This is a genomic window from Simplicispira hankyongi (genome assembly GCF_003570885.1).
GTDB lineage: Bacteria > Pseudomonadota > Gammaproteobacteria > Burkholderiales > Burkholderiaceae_C > Simplicispira > Simplicispira hankyongi.
Map to the genome: position 1 here is coordinate 1,075,445 of NZ_QXJC01000001.1, position 12,848 is coordinate 1,088,292.

General features: G+C 65.6%; 12 protein-coding genes. 8 read left to right on the forward strand and 4 right to left on the reverse strand.

The window, feature by feature from the left end:
- Window positions 1-89: 89 nt before the first annotated feature.
- A complete protein-coding gene (locus tag D3F03_RS04905; protein ID WP_119108176.1) occupies window positions 90-314 on the forward strand; it encodes a hypothetical protein in 225 nt (74 codons plus the stop codon).
- Between the two features lie 56 nt (window positions 315-370).
- Entirely contained in the window at window positions 371-928 is a 558-nt protein-coding gene (locus tag D3F03_RS04910; protein ID WP_245960497.1) for a DUF924 family protein, read from the forward strand.
- Window positions 929-945: 17 nt separating this feature from the next.
- On the opposite strand, the gene D3F03_RS04915 is transcribed toward D3F03_RS04910, so the two are convergent.
- Entirely contained in the window at window positions 946-1,887 is a 942-nt protein-coding gene (locus D3F03_RS04915) for a M14 family metallopeptidase (RefSeq protein ID WP_119108177.1), read from the reverse strand.
- 224 nt (window positions 1,888-2,111) lie between these two features.
- Here D3F03_RS04915 and D3F03_RS04920 point away from each other — a divergent pair, with 224 nt between their 5' ends.
- The 5 genes from D3F03_RS04920 to D3F03_RS04940 are packed head-to-tail and all read left to right on the forward strand — an operon-like array spanning window position 2,112 to window position 8,024.
- Window positions 2,112-3,089, forward strand: coding sequence for an ABC transporter substrate-binding protein (locus D3F03_RS04920; protein ID WP_119108178.1), 978 nt, complete (start codon window positions 2,112-2,114; stop codon window positions 3,087-3,089).
- 10 nt (window positions 3,090-3,099) lie between these two features.
- The gene (locus tag D3F03_RS04925; protein ID WP_119108179.1) at window positions 3,100-3,918 is read left to right on the forward strand and encodes an ABC transporter permease; all 819 of its coding nucleotides are present in this window, start codon (window positions 3,100-3,102) and stop codon (window positions 3,916-3,918) included.
- A gap of 1 nt (window position 3,919) precedes the next feature.
- Entirely contained in the window at window positions 3,920-4,717 is a 798-nt protein-coding gene (locus D3F03_RS04930; RefSeq protein ID WP_119108180.1) for an ABC transporter ATP-binding protein, read from the forward strand.
- Window positions 4,718-4,777: 60 nt separating this feature from the next.
- Window positions 4,778-6,664: a sensor histidine kinase gene (locus D3F03_RS04935; protein ID WP_119108181.1), complete on the forward strand. Its 1,887-nt coding sequence runs from the start codon at window positions 4,778-4,780 to the stop codon at window positions 6,662-6,664.
- Window positions 6,651-8,024, forward strand: coding sequence for a sigma-54-dependent transcriptional regulator (locus D3F03_RS04940; RefSeq protein ID WP_245960499.1), 1,374 nt, complete (start codon window positions 6,651-6,653; stop codon window positions 8,022-8,024). Before D3F03_RS04935 ends, D3F03_RS04940 begins: the two co-directional genes overlap by 14 nt.
- 46 nt (window positions 8,025-8,070) lie before the next feature.
- On the opposite strand, the gene D3F03_RS04945 is transcribed toward D3F03_RS04940, so the two are convergent.
- The 3 genes from D3F03_RS04945 to D3F03_RS04955 all read right to left on the reverse strand — a co-directional run bounded on the left by D3F03_RS04945 (window position 8,071) and on the right by D3F03_RS04955 (window position 11,096).
- Window positions 8,071-9,099 carry an OmpA family protein gene (locus D3F03_RS04945; protein ID WP_119108183.1) on the reverse strand — a complete coding sequence of 343 codons (1,029 nt, stop codon included), beginning with the start codon at window positions 9,097-9,099 and terminating at the stop codon, window positions 8,071-8,073.
- Window positions 9,100-9,183: 84 nt separating this feature from the next.
- Window positions 9,184-10,125 carry a ribosome biogenesis GTPase YlqF gene (gene ylqF / locus D3F03_RS04950; RefSeq protein WP_119108184.1) on the reverse strand — a complete coding sequence of 314 codons (942 nt, stop codon included), beginning with the start codon at window positions 10,123-10,125 and terminating at the stop codon, window positions 9,184-9,186.
- 38 nt (window positions 10,126-10,163) lie between these two features.
- The gene (locus D3F03_RS04955; RefSeq protein WP_245960500.1) at window positions 10,164-11,096 is read right to left on the reverse strand and encodes a prenyltransferase; all 933 of its coding nucleotides are present in this window, start codon (window positions 11,094-11,096) and stop codon (window positions 10,164-10,166) included.
- Between the two features lie 138 nt (window positions 11,097-11,234).
- Between D3F03_RS04955 and ubiM the strand changes: the two genes are divergently transcribed.
- Window positions 11,235-12,446 carry a 5-demethoxyubiquinol-8 5-hydroxylase UbiM gene (gene ubiM / locus D3F03_RS04960; RefSeq protein WP_119108186.1) on the forward strand — a complete coding sequence of 404 codons (1,212 nt, stop codon included), beginning with the start codon at window positions 11,235-11,237 and terminating at the stop codon, window positions 12,444-12,446.
- Window positions 12,447-12,848 lie beyond the last annotated feature (402 nt).

The following is a 12,848-nucleotide window of genomic DNA, read 5'->3' on the forward strand; positions in this document are numbered from 1 at the left end:
GGCGACAGGGTGCGCAGCCTTTTGCGCGCTCGTCCCACAAGGCCTGCGGGCCGGACGGCTTCCAATATGCTGTTACGGAGGATCTGTTCATGACCCAGCAAGCCACTATTTGCGGCGACGTCACCTACACGCCCGGCGACGGTGCGCCCATTGCCATTCCACGCGGCCCGGTAGAAGTCGAGCACAGCGAAGACAGCGCCACGCTATCGTGGACGGCGGACAACAACGCGGCAGGCTCTGCCGCCATACCGCGTACCGAGTTCGAACGCTATGTGAGTGAAGGCAAAATTGCGCTCGGTGACAAACCCACCTGAATGGCTATCAGTTTTGATAGCTGCTTACGCAATCCACATAAGCGCTAGAGGCCAATTTGACTGATATTTTTCTGCCCAGCGCGCAAGACGTTCTCAGCTTCTGGTTCGGCGAGCTCACGGCAGAGCAGCACTTTGCCAAAGACGCGGCACTGGACGCGCGCATCGCTGAACGATTTGGCACGCTGCTGCGGGCGGCCGAGCGCTGCGAACTCGCCGCCTGGCGCGCCACGGCAGGCGGGCGGCTGGCGGAAATCATCGTGCTCGACCAATTCTCGCGCAACATCTACCGCGGCCAGGCCAGCGCCTTTGCCAACGATGCCCTGGCGCTCGCGCTGGCGCAGGAGCTGGTGGCAGGGGCGCACGACCGCCAGTTGCCCGTGGAGCAGCGCGCTTTTGCCTACCTCCCCTTCATGCACAGCGAATCGCTCGCGCTCCACGCCCAGGCACTGGTGCTGTTCGACCAGCCCGGGCTGGAGAACAACCTGCGCTTCGAGCGGGCGCACCTGGAAATCCTGCAACGCTTTGGCCGCTACCCGCACCGCAACGCGGTGCTGGGCCGCACGTCTACGGCGCAGGAACTGGCGTTCCTGGCGCAGCCGGGGTCGTCGTTCTGACCGCGTGACGCAAGCCCTCAGGCGGCCAGCGGGCGGGTGAGGTAAACCCCCTCGCGCCCAACGACAGGCTCGCGGGTCGGCATGAACACCGTGCAGTGGTCACACGGCGCACGAATCTCGCGCGCGCCATCGGTGGCGATGAGCTCGCCGCTGGCAAAGGTCTCGAACCCCACCAGCGGGCGCACGAAGGCAAAGCTGGCCGTCTCCACCAGGCAGACATCGAGCAGCTCAAAGCGCCGGGCTGGGGCCAGTGCGAGGGGCGGCTCAGGCGGTGCTACCAATCCGAAATGGGCCAGAAACCCGAGCGTGACCGCAATCGCCGTGTCACCCGAGGCCTTGCGAAAGTGCTGGCCGCATTCCGCCACCAGGCCCACGCCCTTCCCGCCCACTTGGCCGTGGCGGCCATGCTCGATCAGCGGCACGCCAGTGCCCAGGCCCCTGGGCATCACCAGATGCACCGCCGGGATGCCAATGGCGAGCGCAGCGCGCGCGTTGCGCTCGAAAGCGGGGTAGACCCAGAAGGGCTCGACGTCCTGGCTCGTCGAATGCAGGTCAAGAATGTGGTCGGCAGCCGCCACCACCGGACGCAATGCGCGTGCGCGCACCAGCTCCGGGCTCAGGGCGCTGCCATCCAGATCGGCCGCCGACCACACGCGGTTGAGGTTGTGCACGAGCTGGCGGCTCTCAAACGGCCGCGCCGGGTCAAAGCTTTCGTAGGCCGCCACGTTGGCAAAGCTCACCGTGAGCGCGCCAATGCGCGGGCGCACGCCCGACTCCAGCAGGTGCAGCGCGGCCACCATGCCGCAGAACTCGTTGCCGTGGGTCAACGCGTTGATGAGCACCTGCGGGCCAGGCTCGCCAGAGTCAAACCGGTGCACATAGTCAACGCCGGTATTGCCGACACGCCACGCAGAGAGGTCACGCGGCAGGAGTTCAAACGGCATGGCAGCTCGCTTCATGGACCAAAACCTTCATGTGTGCGATCAGCGGCGCCCGTCCGACGAACGGTTGCGCGGAAAACCGGAATTTTGCGGGATTTCATTGCGGATTTTCGCAGACCCCTACGTCCCTATTCCATGTCGCGTGAACAAATGTGAATCAAATCAACTACTTGCAAATTCGGCTCTCCCTGGCACGAAGGCTGCTCTATGGAGCAGGCAACCCAACCCAAAGGAGACTACGCATGAAGCACATCACCCGCACCCATCTGATTCTCGGCTGCATGGCCCTGGCGTCCAGCCTGGCGGCGCACGCCCAGGACACCGTCCGGCTTGGCAATCTGAAGTTTGCCCATTACGGGGCCGTCTCGTACATCAAGGAAATCGCGCCAAGTTGCGGCATCAAAGTGGAGGAACACGTGTTTGCCAAGGGCCCCGACATCATGCAGGCCATCATGGCAGGCGAACTCGATGTGGGTGCGGCGGCCTCTGAATCGGCGATTTCGGCGCGTGCCAACGGCGCGCCGATCTACGTGGTGGCCGGCTTTGCCAAGGGCGGCGCACGCCTCGTGGCGCGGCCCGACTCGGGCATCAAATCGGTGAAGGACCTCAAGGGCAAAAAGGTCGGCGTCACCCGCGGCGGCATTCATGAAATCCTGCTCGCCGCCGAACTGGCGAAGAACGGCCTGACGATGTCGGAGCAGCCGGGCAAGGACGTGCAGATCATTTACCTGGCCTTTGCCGACCTCAACCAGGCGCTCCTGGGCAAGAACCTGGACGCCATCATGCAAAGCGAGCCGCAGTCGTCGCAGGCGATCAACAAGGGCTACGGCGTGGAAGTGATCAAACCTTACGACACGCCCATCGGCGAACCGGTGCGCACGCTCGTGATGACCGAGAAGTTCTACAAAGAGCAGCGCCCGCTTGCGGAGAAATTCATGCAGTGCTTCGTCAAGGCGACCGCGACCTTCATCCGCGAACCCGCTACGGCAGGAAAGTACGTGCGCGAGACCATCTTCAAGAACCAGATCACGCCGGAAGATTTCGTCAATGCCATCGCCAACTCGCCCTATTCCTACGACGTTGGCCCGGCGCATATCCAGACCACCACGGACCTGATGCAGAAATACGGTGTCGGCAAAATGGCCAAGCCGCCACGCGCCATGGACTGGGTCAAAACCGATTTGCTGGAACAGGCCAAAGCGAGCCTGCACATCCAGTAAAGGGCGCGCCATGTTGCAAATCAAATGGCGCGAGGTGGGCACCGGCCTCGTGGTGCCGGTGGCCATTGTGGCCCTCTGGCAGGCGGTGGCCGCGATGGGCTGGGTGAACCCGCAAATCCTGCCGTCCCCCCTGGCCGTGGTACGCAAATGGGTCGAATACCTGCTGCCCCTGGAACCGTACAAGGGCAGCGGCAATTGGCTGGCCTGGGCCGTGTCGGGCGAACTGCCGTACGACGCCGTGTGCAGCATGTACCGCGTGGTCATGGGTTTCCTGGCCGGTGCCGTCCTGGCGCTGCCCATAGGCCTGGCCATGGGTGCCAGTGAGCGCGTGTACCGGTGGCTGAACCCGCTGGTGCAGGTGGTGCGGCCCATCCCGCCGATTGCCTACATCCCGCTGTCGATTCTGTGGTTTGGCCTGGGCAACCCGCCCGCCGTGTTCCTGATTGCACTAGGCGCCTTCTTCCCGGTGCTGATGAACACGGTCGCAGGCGTGCGCCATGTCGATGGCATCTACCTGCGCGCCGCGAGAAACCTGGGGGCCAGCCAGCGCACCATTTTTCTGCGCGTGATGCTGCCGGCTGCCGTCCCTTACGTACTGACCGGGGTGCGCATCGGCATCGGCACCGCCTTCATCGTGGTGATCGTGTCGGAAATGATTGCCGTCAACAACGGACTGGGGTTTCGCATTCTCGAAGCACGCGAATATTTCTGGTCCGACAAGATCATCGCCGGAATGATCAGCATTGGCCTGCTCGGGCTGGCCATCGACATTGGCATGAACCGGTTGAACAACCATTTGCTGCGGTGGCACCGCGGCCTGGAGAACTGACATGGGTACTGCGCAAATCAAGGTCTGCGGTGTCAACAAATCCTTCAAGGCCGACCAGAAGGAAGTGGTGGCGCTGAAGGACATCAACCTCGATATTTCGGCCGGCGAGTTTGTCTGCCTGCTGGGGCCGTCGGGCTGCGGCAAATCGACACTGCTCAACGCCGTCGCCGGTTTTTCTCCGCCCACCAGCGGAACCATCACCACGGACGGCAAGCGCGTGACGGGCCCCGGGCCAGACCGCGGCATGGTGTTCCAGGAGTACGCGCTGTTTCCCTGGATGACGGTCGAGCAGAACATTGCGTTCGGCCTGGAAATCGGTGGCATGGAGCCCGCGCAGCGGCGCCAGCGTGTCAGCTCTCTGCTGGAAAAACTCGGCCTGAGCGATTTTCGCAACCGCTTTCCCAAGGATCTGTCCGGCGGCATGCGCCAGCGGGTGGCGATTGCGCGGGTGCTCGCGCTCGATTCGCCCATCATGCTGATGGATGAGCCGTTCGGCGCGCTGGACGCGCTGACGCGCCGCAACCTGCAAGACGAACTGCTGCGCATCTGGGCCGAGTTGAAGAAGACCATCCTCTTCGTCACCCACAGCATCGAGGAAGCCATCTACCTGGCCGACCGCATCGTCGTCATGACGTACCGGCCCGGCACCGTCAAACGCGACATGCGCATCGAACTGACCAGACCGCGCGATCCGGCATCGCCGGAATTCAACCAGTTGAAGCGCGAGCTGGGCCAGTTGGTGATGGAAGAGCAGCAGCGCCATCACAATGACGAACTGCGGCTGGCGGCGATCGATTGAGGCTCTTTCCCTGAACCTTGTCGTCGCTGGAGCGCGCGCACCCAAGCCGAAACCACTGCCATGCCGCACGACCCCGCCGCGCAGGAACACACGCCCGCTGTGGCGGGGCATCGCCCGCGCCTGCGGCGGCGCATCGGGTGGGCGCTGCTGGCCGTGGCCTTGGCCGTGGCGCTGATCTCTCTGGTCTACCGCGTCGCTGCCCACAAGGCGGCGAACGATATCCATGCCGCAGCCGACCGGCAGTTGCAGATCATTGCCCTCGACCTCGAGTCAATGCTGGAGAAATTCGAAACCCTGCCCTTTGCCATTGCCTTCCACCCGGATGTCGTGCAGGCACTGGCGCAACCCGATGACGCGGCCCTGATCCACCGCCTCAACCTGACGCTGCAAGCGATTCAGGAGCATGCCAAAGCCAGCGCGATCTACCTGATGGACCGGGATGGCAACACCCTGGCGTCGAGCAACTGGAACGAAGCCCTGAGTTTCGTCGGCAGAAACTTCGGCTTTCGCCCCTATTTCCGTGACGCCCTGGCAGGCGGCGCCGGACGCTTTTATGGCATTGGCAACGCCACCAGCGAACCCGGCTATTTCATAGCCCAGCCGGTGTACCCGCTGGGCGCACCGGCCGGCGCGGCGCCGGTAGGCGTCATCGCGGTCAAGATCAGTCTGGCGGAGTTCGAGCTCGCCTGGGCCAGCAGCGAAGAGCCGCTGGCACTGGCGGACCGCAACGGCGTCGTCTTTCTCAGCAATCGCAGCCCGTGGAAGTACCACAGCATGCAGGTGCTGGGCGGCGAAGCCCAGGTCCACCTGGCCCATACGCAGCAATACGCCCGCCAGGTGATTGGCGCCATCTCGGCCCTGCCGCAAGACGAGCAAATCGGCTTTGGCGGGTATGTCAGCAAGCCGGTGGGCCGCCTGGGCTGGTCCTTGATGCTGTTCCCCTCCCCCGCAAGGGTTGCGCGCTCGGCACTGCTTTCGGCACTGGCGGCGGCCTTGGTGCTGGCGGTGGCGATCGTCTCGCTCTGGGCCATGCACCAGCGGCGCCGGCGGCTGGAAGAGCGGCATGAGTCGCGCAAGGCCTTGCAGCACGCGGCGCAAGAGCTGGAGCGCCAGATCACACTGCGCACCGGGGAGCTGCTGCAAACCAACCACAACCTCGAAGCCCGCTACGCCAAGCTTCAGGAGACCGAACGCCTGCTGCGCAGCACGCAAACCGAGCTGGTGCAGGCTGGCAAGCTGGCCACGCTGGGCCAGATGGCGGCCGGCGTCACGCACGAGCTGAACCAACCCCTGACAGCGATCCGCGCCTTTGCCGACAACGCCGTGGTGTTCCTGCAGCGCAACCAGGCGGAACAGGCCGGTGCGAATCTGGCGCACATCAGTGCTGCGGCTGCACGCATGGGCGCCATCATTGGCCAGCTCAAGGGCTTCGCGCGCAAGAGCCATGGCAGCGTTGCCAGCGTGGACCTGGCGCAGGCGATTGAAGCGTCCGCCATGCTGCTCCAGGGTGATTTCCGGCGCCAGCAGACCCAGCTTGCGATCGACGCACGCGAGCAGGTGCAGGTGACAGGCGACGCACTGCGCATCGAGCAAGTCCTGATCAACCTGCTGAGAAACGCGCTGGATGCCGTGGAAGATGCGCCGCTGCGGCGCGTCGACGTGGTGCTGCGCCGTGAAGCGCAGGAAGCCGTGGTGAACGTGCGCGACTCCGGCCCTGGTATTGCCATAGATGCGGCGCAGCACCTGTTCGAGCCCTTCTTCACCACCAAGGCCTCCGGCAAGGGGCTGGGGCTGGGGCTGGCCATTTCCTCGTCCATCGTTCAGGCGATGGGCGGGCAACTGCATGCGCAGAACCTGGAGGGCGGCGGCGCGGAGTTCACGCTGCGACTGCCGCTGCGTGACAATGACAAACCCCCCAGCCCAGGAGCGACCGTTGACAGTCCCTAACGACCACGCCCCGGTAAGCGCGTGCCAGGCCGTGCTGGTGGAAGACGAGCAGGCGGTGCGCCTGGCGATTGCCCAGACGCTCGAACTGGGAGGCTTCACCGTGCACCCCTGTGCCACGGCCAGGCAGGCCCAGCCCTGGCTGCATGCCGGATTCGCCGGCGTAGTCGTCACCGACGTCCGGCTGCCAGAGCAATCCGGCCTCGAACTGCTGGACCAGATCGTCGCCATCGATCCAGATTTGCCGGTCATTGCCATCACCGGCCATGGCGACGTCAGCATGGCGGTGGATGCGATGCGGCGCGGCGCTTACGATTTCATTGAAAAGCCCTTCGCTGCCGAACGCCTGGTGGAGGCCGTCAGCCGGGCGCAGGAAAAGCGCCGCCTCATCATGGAAAACCGCCTGCTCAAGGCGGTGTGGCTGAAACAGCCAGATCTTCCCCCGCTGCTCGGCCAGTCTGCCGCCATACAGCGGGTGCGCACCATGATCGGGTCGGTCGGCCCGAGCCCGGCCGATGTGCTGATCAATGGACAGACCGGAACCGGCAAGGAGGTGGTCGCGCGCCAGTTGCACGCCGCCAGCGGCCGCAAGGGGCCGTTTGTCGCCATCAACTGCGGGGCGTTGCCGGAATCGGTTTTTGAGAGCGAAATCTTCGGCCACGAAGCCGGCGCTTTCACCAGCGCGCAGAAACGCCGTATTGGCAAGCTCGAATACGCCAACGGCGGCACGGTGTTTCTGGACGAGATCGAAAGCATGCCGATGGCCCTGCAGGTCAAGCTGCTGCGCGTGCTGCAGGAGCGGCGGCTGGAGCGGCTGGGCGGCAACGACCCGGTCAGCATCGATTGCCGCATCGTCGCCGCGAGCAAGGCCGATCTGCTGCAGATGAGTGCGCAAGGCGCTTTTCGCGAAGACCTGTACTACCGCATCGGTGTGGTCAGTCTGCATTTGCCCAGTCTGGCCGAGCGCCGTGAGGACATCCCCCTGCTGCTGGCACATTTTGTCCAGGGCGCTGCCGTGCGCTACCAGATGCCGGCGCCCCAGTGGACAACGCAGCAAATGGCCACCTGGCAAGCGCGCGACTGGCCCGGCAACGTTCGCGAGCTGCGCAATTTTGCCGACCGTCTGGTGCTCAAAGTGGTGGAAGGCGACCTCAGCGCCCGGCCTTCAGACGCATGGGGCGCGGGTGGCCCACACACGCTCTCCGAGCAAGTGGACGCCTACGAGCGCTCGCTGATCGCGCAAGCGCTGGCAGCACACGACAGCAACGTGGCCGCAGTGGCAGAGCACCTTGGCCTGCCCAAAAAAACGCTGTACGACAAGCTCAAGAAGCACCAGTTGAACACGGGCCGAATGCGGCCCTGAACCGAGGCCCTGCCAACCTGCGCTGTGCGGGAAGGCCCCCCAAGCCTCAGTGCCGCACCAGCTCCACCCGCCGGTTTTTTGCCCGGCCGGCGGCGGTGTTGTTGTCGGCCACAGGTGCCAGCGGACCTACGCCATGCGCAGTCAAGCGACTGTGGTCGATCTCGAAGTCGTGTTCCAGCGTATCGACCACCGCTTGCGCGCGCTGGCGCGAGAGTTCGAGGTTGTCTTCCAGGTTGCCCGTGCCATCGGTATGCCCCACCACATAGAGGCGCACAGCCGGGTTGGCCTTGAGGTAGGTGGCCACACGGGCCAGCACAGCGTGCGTCGTCTCGTCCATCACCGCACTGCCCGAGCCAAAACCTGCACCTGCAAGCAGCACACGCCCGCTACTGGCCAGGCTGCGGATCAGGGCATCGTCTTGCGCCGCCGGGGTGTGCGCCGCCGGCTCCTGCAGCACGCGCGCCTCCACGATGTCGATGGCGATATAAGCCCCTTTGCGGGCCTTGGACGCCGCATCCCCTTGTAGCCAGTCGATCGCCACCAGGCGGACCGTCGTGTTGTCCTTCTGGAACGTGCCGGTGCGCAGGCTGGCCGTGCGCGCCGACGAGAACACCTGGCACGAACGGTTGTTCGGCAATGCGTCGCGCTTGCCATTGGCAAAGCTGGCCAGAAAATTGACCCACTTGCCGGCGCCCGCGCCGCTGTCCTTGGTGGAATCGTAGAGCGCCTTGAACCCTTGGGCCGTAAGCGCCCGTGCCTGGTAGTCGTAGAGTTGCGCAGAAGTGGTCTTGCCTGCCGCCTCGTACCACAGGCGCGTGACGCGGCCATCGAGGGTCAGCGGCGCTTCGGCGTAGCGGCGCCGGCCTGTGTCCAGGTCAAAGCCGGTGTAACTGGTGCTCTGAAAATCGATGCTGCCATGGTGCAGTTGCGCATACCCCACCAGCGTGGCACCGGGATACCGCTGAATCAGCGGGTGGTCTTGCCCCCCCGCCACATCCTGCGCCACGGCGCTGGCGACCCCACCCAGCGCGAGTGCCAGCCACAGCACCCAGCGCACCCAAAAACCTGCTCGCATGCACCAGTCCTCTCAAAACACCAGACACGAATCATAGAGGTGCCACGCGACCACAAGGTTCGCGCTCAAACTCACCCTTCTCGCTCACTCACCCATTGCTTGGGTTTTCCGGCCCTTTCGGGCCGCCTTTTTCGCTTCGCGCGCTGCGTCTTCGAGTGCACCTGCCGCACGCCAGCCCTCGAATTCTTCGGGCGTCTCCAGCGTGATGCGTCCAAGTACCGCGCTGCGAAAGTCGGTGAGCACGATTTCTGCCGCCTTTTGCAGATTGACACGTCCGCCGGCCATGACCGCGCCGCGCTTTCTTCCGATCGCAGCCAGCAAGTCTTCGTCCAGCATGTCCGCCAGCGCCGCCTCCGCGAGGCCCAATCGGTAGCGCGCTTCGAGCAGCGCCGCGTAGTGCGCCTGCAGACGGCGCAGCAGTTCCAGGGCGACAAGCTCCTCATCGTAGGCGTTGCGCCCCACGGCGCCGCTTGCCGCCAGGTGGTAGCCGCTCTCGGGCGCGGTGATACGCGGCCAGAGCATGCCCGGCGTGTCCCAGAGGTAGAAATCGTCCGCCAGGGTGATGCGCTGCTCCAGCTTGGTGATGCCGGCTTCGTCGCCCGTCTTGGCTTGGCGCTTGTTCGAGAGCGTGTTGATGAGCGTCGATTTGCCCACGTTGGGCACACCGCAAATAAGCACCCGCATGGGTTTGGCCATGCCACCCCGGTTCGGCGCCAGCAGATGGCAGGCATCGATCAGCCGGCGCGCCGGCGCGCTCTCGGACGCATCCAGCCCCATGGCACGCGTGCCCTGCTGGGCGTTGTACCAGTTCACCCATTCGGGCGTGCGCAGCGGGTCGGCCACGTCCTGCTTGTTGAGCACCTTGAGCGTCGGCTTGTGCCCGGTGAGCTCGGCCAGCAAGGGATTCGCGCTCGATCCCGGCAGGCGTGCGTCAAGCACCTCGATGACCACATCAATGTCCTTGATGCGCTCGGCAATCGCCTTCTTTGTCAGGTGCATGTGCCCTGGAAACCACTGAATCGCCATCCGTCTGCCTCACCCTCGTGTTTGTTTGCAGGGCGCACTCACGCGCGCACCATCCAGAATCCCCAAGCCAACCCCAGGCCGTACACCAGCGCTGCCACGATCCCCAGTACCAGCGCCGGGCGCAAGCGGCCCGGCTGGCCCGCATGGCGCCGCAGCAGCACGCCAGCGGCCAGCGACAAGGGCGCCGCTGCCAGCGCCGCGAGCGTGGGCAGCGGCAGCACCAGTGCCGCCACCATGGCCACCACCCAAGCCTGCGCCGCGAGCGCCACGGCCAGATACAGCCAGGCCGCACGCGCCAGGCCCAGGCGCACCGCCAGCGTGCGCTTGCCCACGCGGGCGTCCGCCACCGCATCGGGACAGGCGTTGGCCAGCAGCACGTTGCCTATCATCAAACCATAGCCCAGCGCCGCCACCGCCGGGATGACGAAGAAACGGCCGCGCTGCACATAGTCAGCGCCCACCACCACCAGCGCCCAGGCCAGCGCAACCGCGATTTCCCCCAGTCCACGCGACATCAGCGCCAAGGGCGGCGCCGAATACGCCCAAGCCAGCAGCAGACCAGCAAGCCCAATGAGCAGCAGCCCCCCGCCGCTTTGGAACGCCAGCAGCAGCCCACCCAGCGCCACGATCATGCCGAGCCCGAGCGAAACCTGGCGCATGTCCTGCGCCGTGACCACGCCGCCCTGCACCAGGCGCGAGCCGCCAGTGAAGGGGTACAGCCCGGCGGTGTTGGCGGCATCCGCACCGCTCACGGCGTCGGCAAAATCGTTGTGCATGTTGGCGCTGGCGTGCGCCAGCAGCGCCAGCGCCAACGTGGCCACGGCGCGTGGCCAGGAAAAGCCGCAGCCGCAGGCTGCGGCAGACGCCATACCCACGGCGCAGCCCACCGCCGTGACAACGAGAAAACCGGGCCGCGCCATGCGCAGCCAGAGCCTCCAGGAGGCGGGGGAAAGGGGAACGGGCGAATTCACAGAGGTAGCAGAGCCCATTGAACAGGCAGGCGGCAAGCTTACGTCACGGGAGCCCATGCCCCCACGCTCCCGCAAGCCGCAAGCCCAATTGACCCGAATTGTCGCGTGGGACCGCGCCAGCGGTTAGGCTTGCACCCCATGGATTACGACATTCTCATCAGTGGCGCCGGCCCTGCCGGTCTGTGTCTGGCGCGCTCGCTCTCGGGCTGTGGGCTCTCCATTGGCGTGGTCGAGCCACAGCCGCTCGCCGCCTTGGAAACCCCCGCCTACGACGGGCGCGAGATTGCGCTCACCCAGCGCTCGGCGCAGCAAATGCGCGCGCTGGGCCTGTGGGAACGCATCGAGGGCTACGAGCCCACCGCCTTCTCGGCGCTGCGCGACGCCCAGGTGCTCGACGGCCATTCGCGCTACGCCATGCGCATCGACCACGGCCTCTCGCGCCACGACGAGCTCGGCTGGCTGGTGTCCAACCACCTGATCCGTCGGGCCGCATTCGCCGAAATGCGCGCGGCGCAAGAGCAGCATGGCGATATCACCCTGCTGGCCGGCGAGAGTGTGGCCAAGGCGCACACCGACGAACAGGCGGCCCACGCCACGCTCGCCAGCGGCAAGGAACTCACGGCACGCCTGCTGGTAGCGGCCGACAGCCGGTTCTCTGGCACGCGCCGGGCCATGGGCATCAGCGCCGACATGCACGACTATGGCCGCTCCATGCTGCTGTGCACCATGACGCACGAAGCACCGCACCACCATGTCGCCTGGGAATGGTTCGGCTACGGACAGACGCTCGCCCTGCTGCCCATGAACGACGCGCCAGAGACCGGCGCACACCGCTCCTGCGTGGTGTTGACGCTGCCACACCACCAGCTCGACGGCCTGGAAAACCTCCCCGCGCCCGAGTTTGGCGTTGCGCTGACGGCCCGCTTCTCGCAGCGGCTGGGCCGCATGGAACTGGCCAGCACGCGCCATTTGTACCCGCTGGTCGGCGTGCGGCCGCACCGCCTGGTGGCGCAGCGCTTTGCCTGCGTGGGCGACGCGGCGGTGGGCATGCACCCGGTGACGGCGCACGGCTTCAACTTCGGCTTGCTGGGCATTGCGACGTTGTCCGACGCCATCCGCTCGGCCCAGCTCAATGCGGGCGACATCGCCGCGCGCCGCCTGCTGGCCGACTACGAACGCGCCCACCGCCGCGCAACCCTGCCGCTGTACCTGGCCACCAACCTGGTCGCGCGCCTCTACACCGACGACGCCGGGCCGGCCCGCCTGCTGCGCGGCGCTGCGCTGCGGCTGGCGCAGAACTTTCCGCCGTTCAAGCGGATGGTGGCGGCATCGCTGTCGGGCAGCCACTGAGATACCAAAACAATAGCTGCTAGCGCTTACCAGATAAGCGCTAGAGGCCTATTTCATGCAAAACTTTAACCGCCCATGCGCTGTTGGGCGTGCTGCCAAAATCCGGGGTTGTGGTTGTGGTTGCGCCAACGCTACGCCCTGCGTTCCGGCAGCGGGGTCTGAGCACGAGTTTCGCGGCGCGAAATCGTGGTCCGACCCCACTGCCTGCGCTGCGTGCCCAGCGACAACTGTTCACGGCCAAGGAAGCCTGAGACAACTGGCCCGGTCACGCGGTTCGCTCTTTCGCTACGAAAGTCTGAGACAGGAGGCCCCCAGCCGGTCGCGAGCAGTCACGGTGGCAATGTGTGAGGCAGCGAGGATGGCCGCTTCAGGCTGGTTGCAGCCGCTGAGATTTGGCAAGCC

What these genes read in the sequence shown, in the direction of transcription:
- D3F03_RS04905 (WP_119108176.1), top strand. Translation starts at nt 90, where the DNA reads ATGACCCAGCAAGCCACTATTTGCGGCGACGTCACCTACACGCCCGGC.
- D3F03_RS04915 (WP_119108177.1), bottom strand. Translation starts at nt 1,887, where the DNA reads ATGAAGCGAGCTGCCATGCCGTTTGAACTCCTGCCGCGTGACCTCTCT.
- D3F03_RS04920 (WP_119108178.1), top strand. Translation starts at nt 2,112, where the DNA reads ATGAAGCACATCACCCGCACCCATCTGATTCTCGGCTGCATGGCCCTG.
- D3F03_RS04925 (WP_119108179.1), top strand. Translation starts at nt 3,100, where the DNA reads ATGTTGCAAATCAAATGGCGCGAGGTGGGCACCGGCCTCGTGGTGCCG.
- D3F03_RS04930 (WP_119108180.1), top strand. Translation starts at nt 3,920, where the DNA reads ATGGGTACTGCGCAAATCAAGGTCTGCGGTGTCAACAAATCCTTCAAG.
- D3F03_RS04935 (WP_119108181.1), top strand. Translation starts at nt 4,778, where the DNA reads ATGCCGCACGACCCCGCCGCGCAGGAACACACGCCCGCTGTGGCGGGG.
- D3F03_RS04945 (WP_119108183.1), bottom strand. Translation starts at nt 9,099, where the DNA reads ATGCGAGCAGGTTTTTGGGTGCGCTGGGTGCTGTGGCTGGCACTCGCG.
- ylqF (WP_119108184.1), bottom strand. Translation starts at nt 10,125, where the DNA reads ATGGCGATTCAGTGGTTTCCAGGGCACATGCACCTGACAAAGAAGGCG.
- ubiM (WP_119108186.1), top strand. Translation starts at nt 11,235, where the DNA reads ATGGATTACGACATTCTCATCAGTGGCGCCGGCCCTGCCGGTCTGTGT.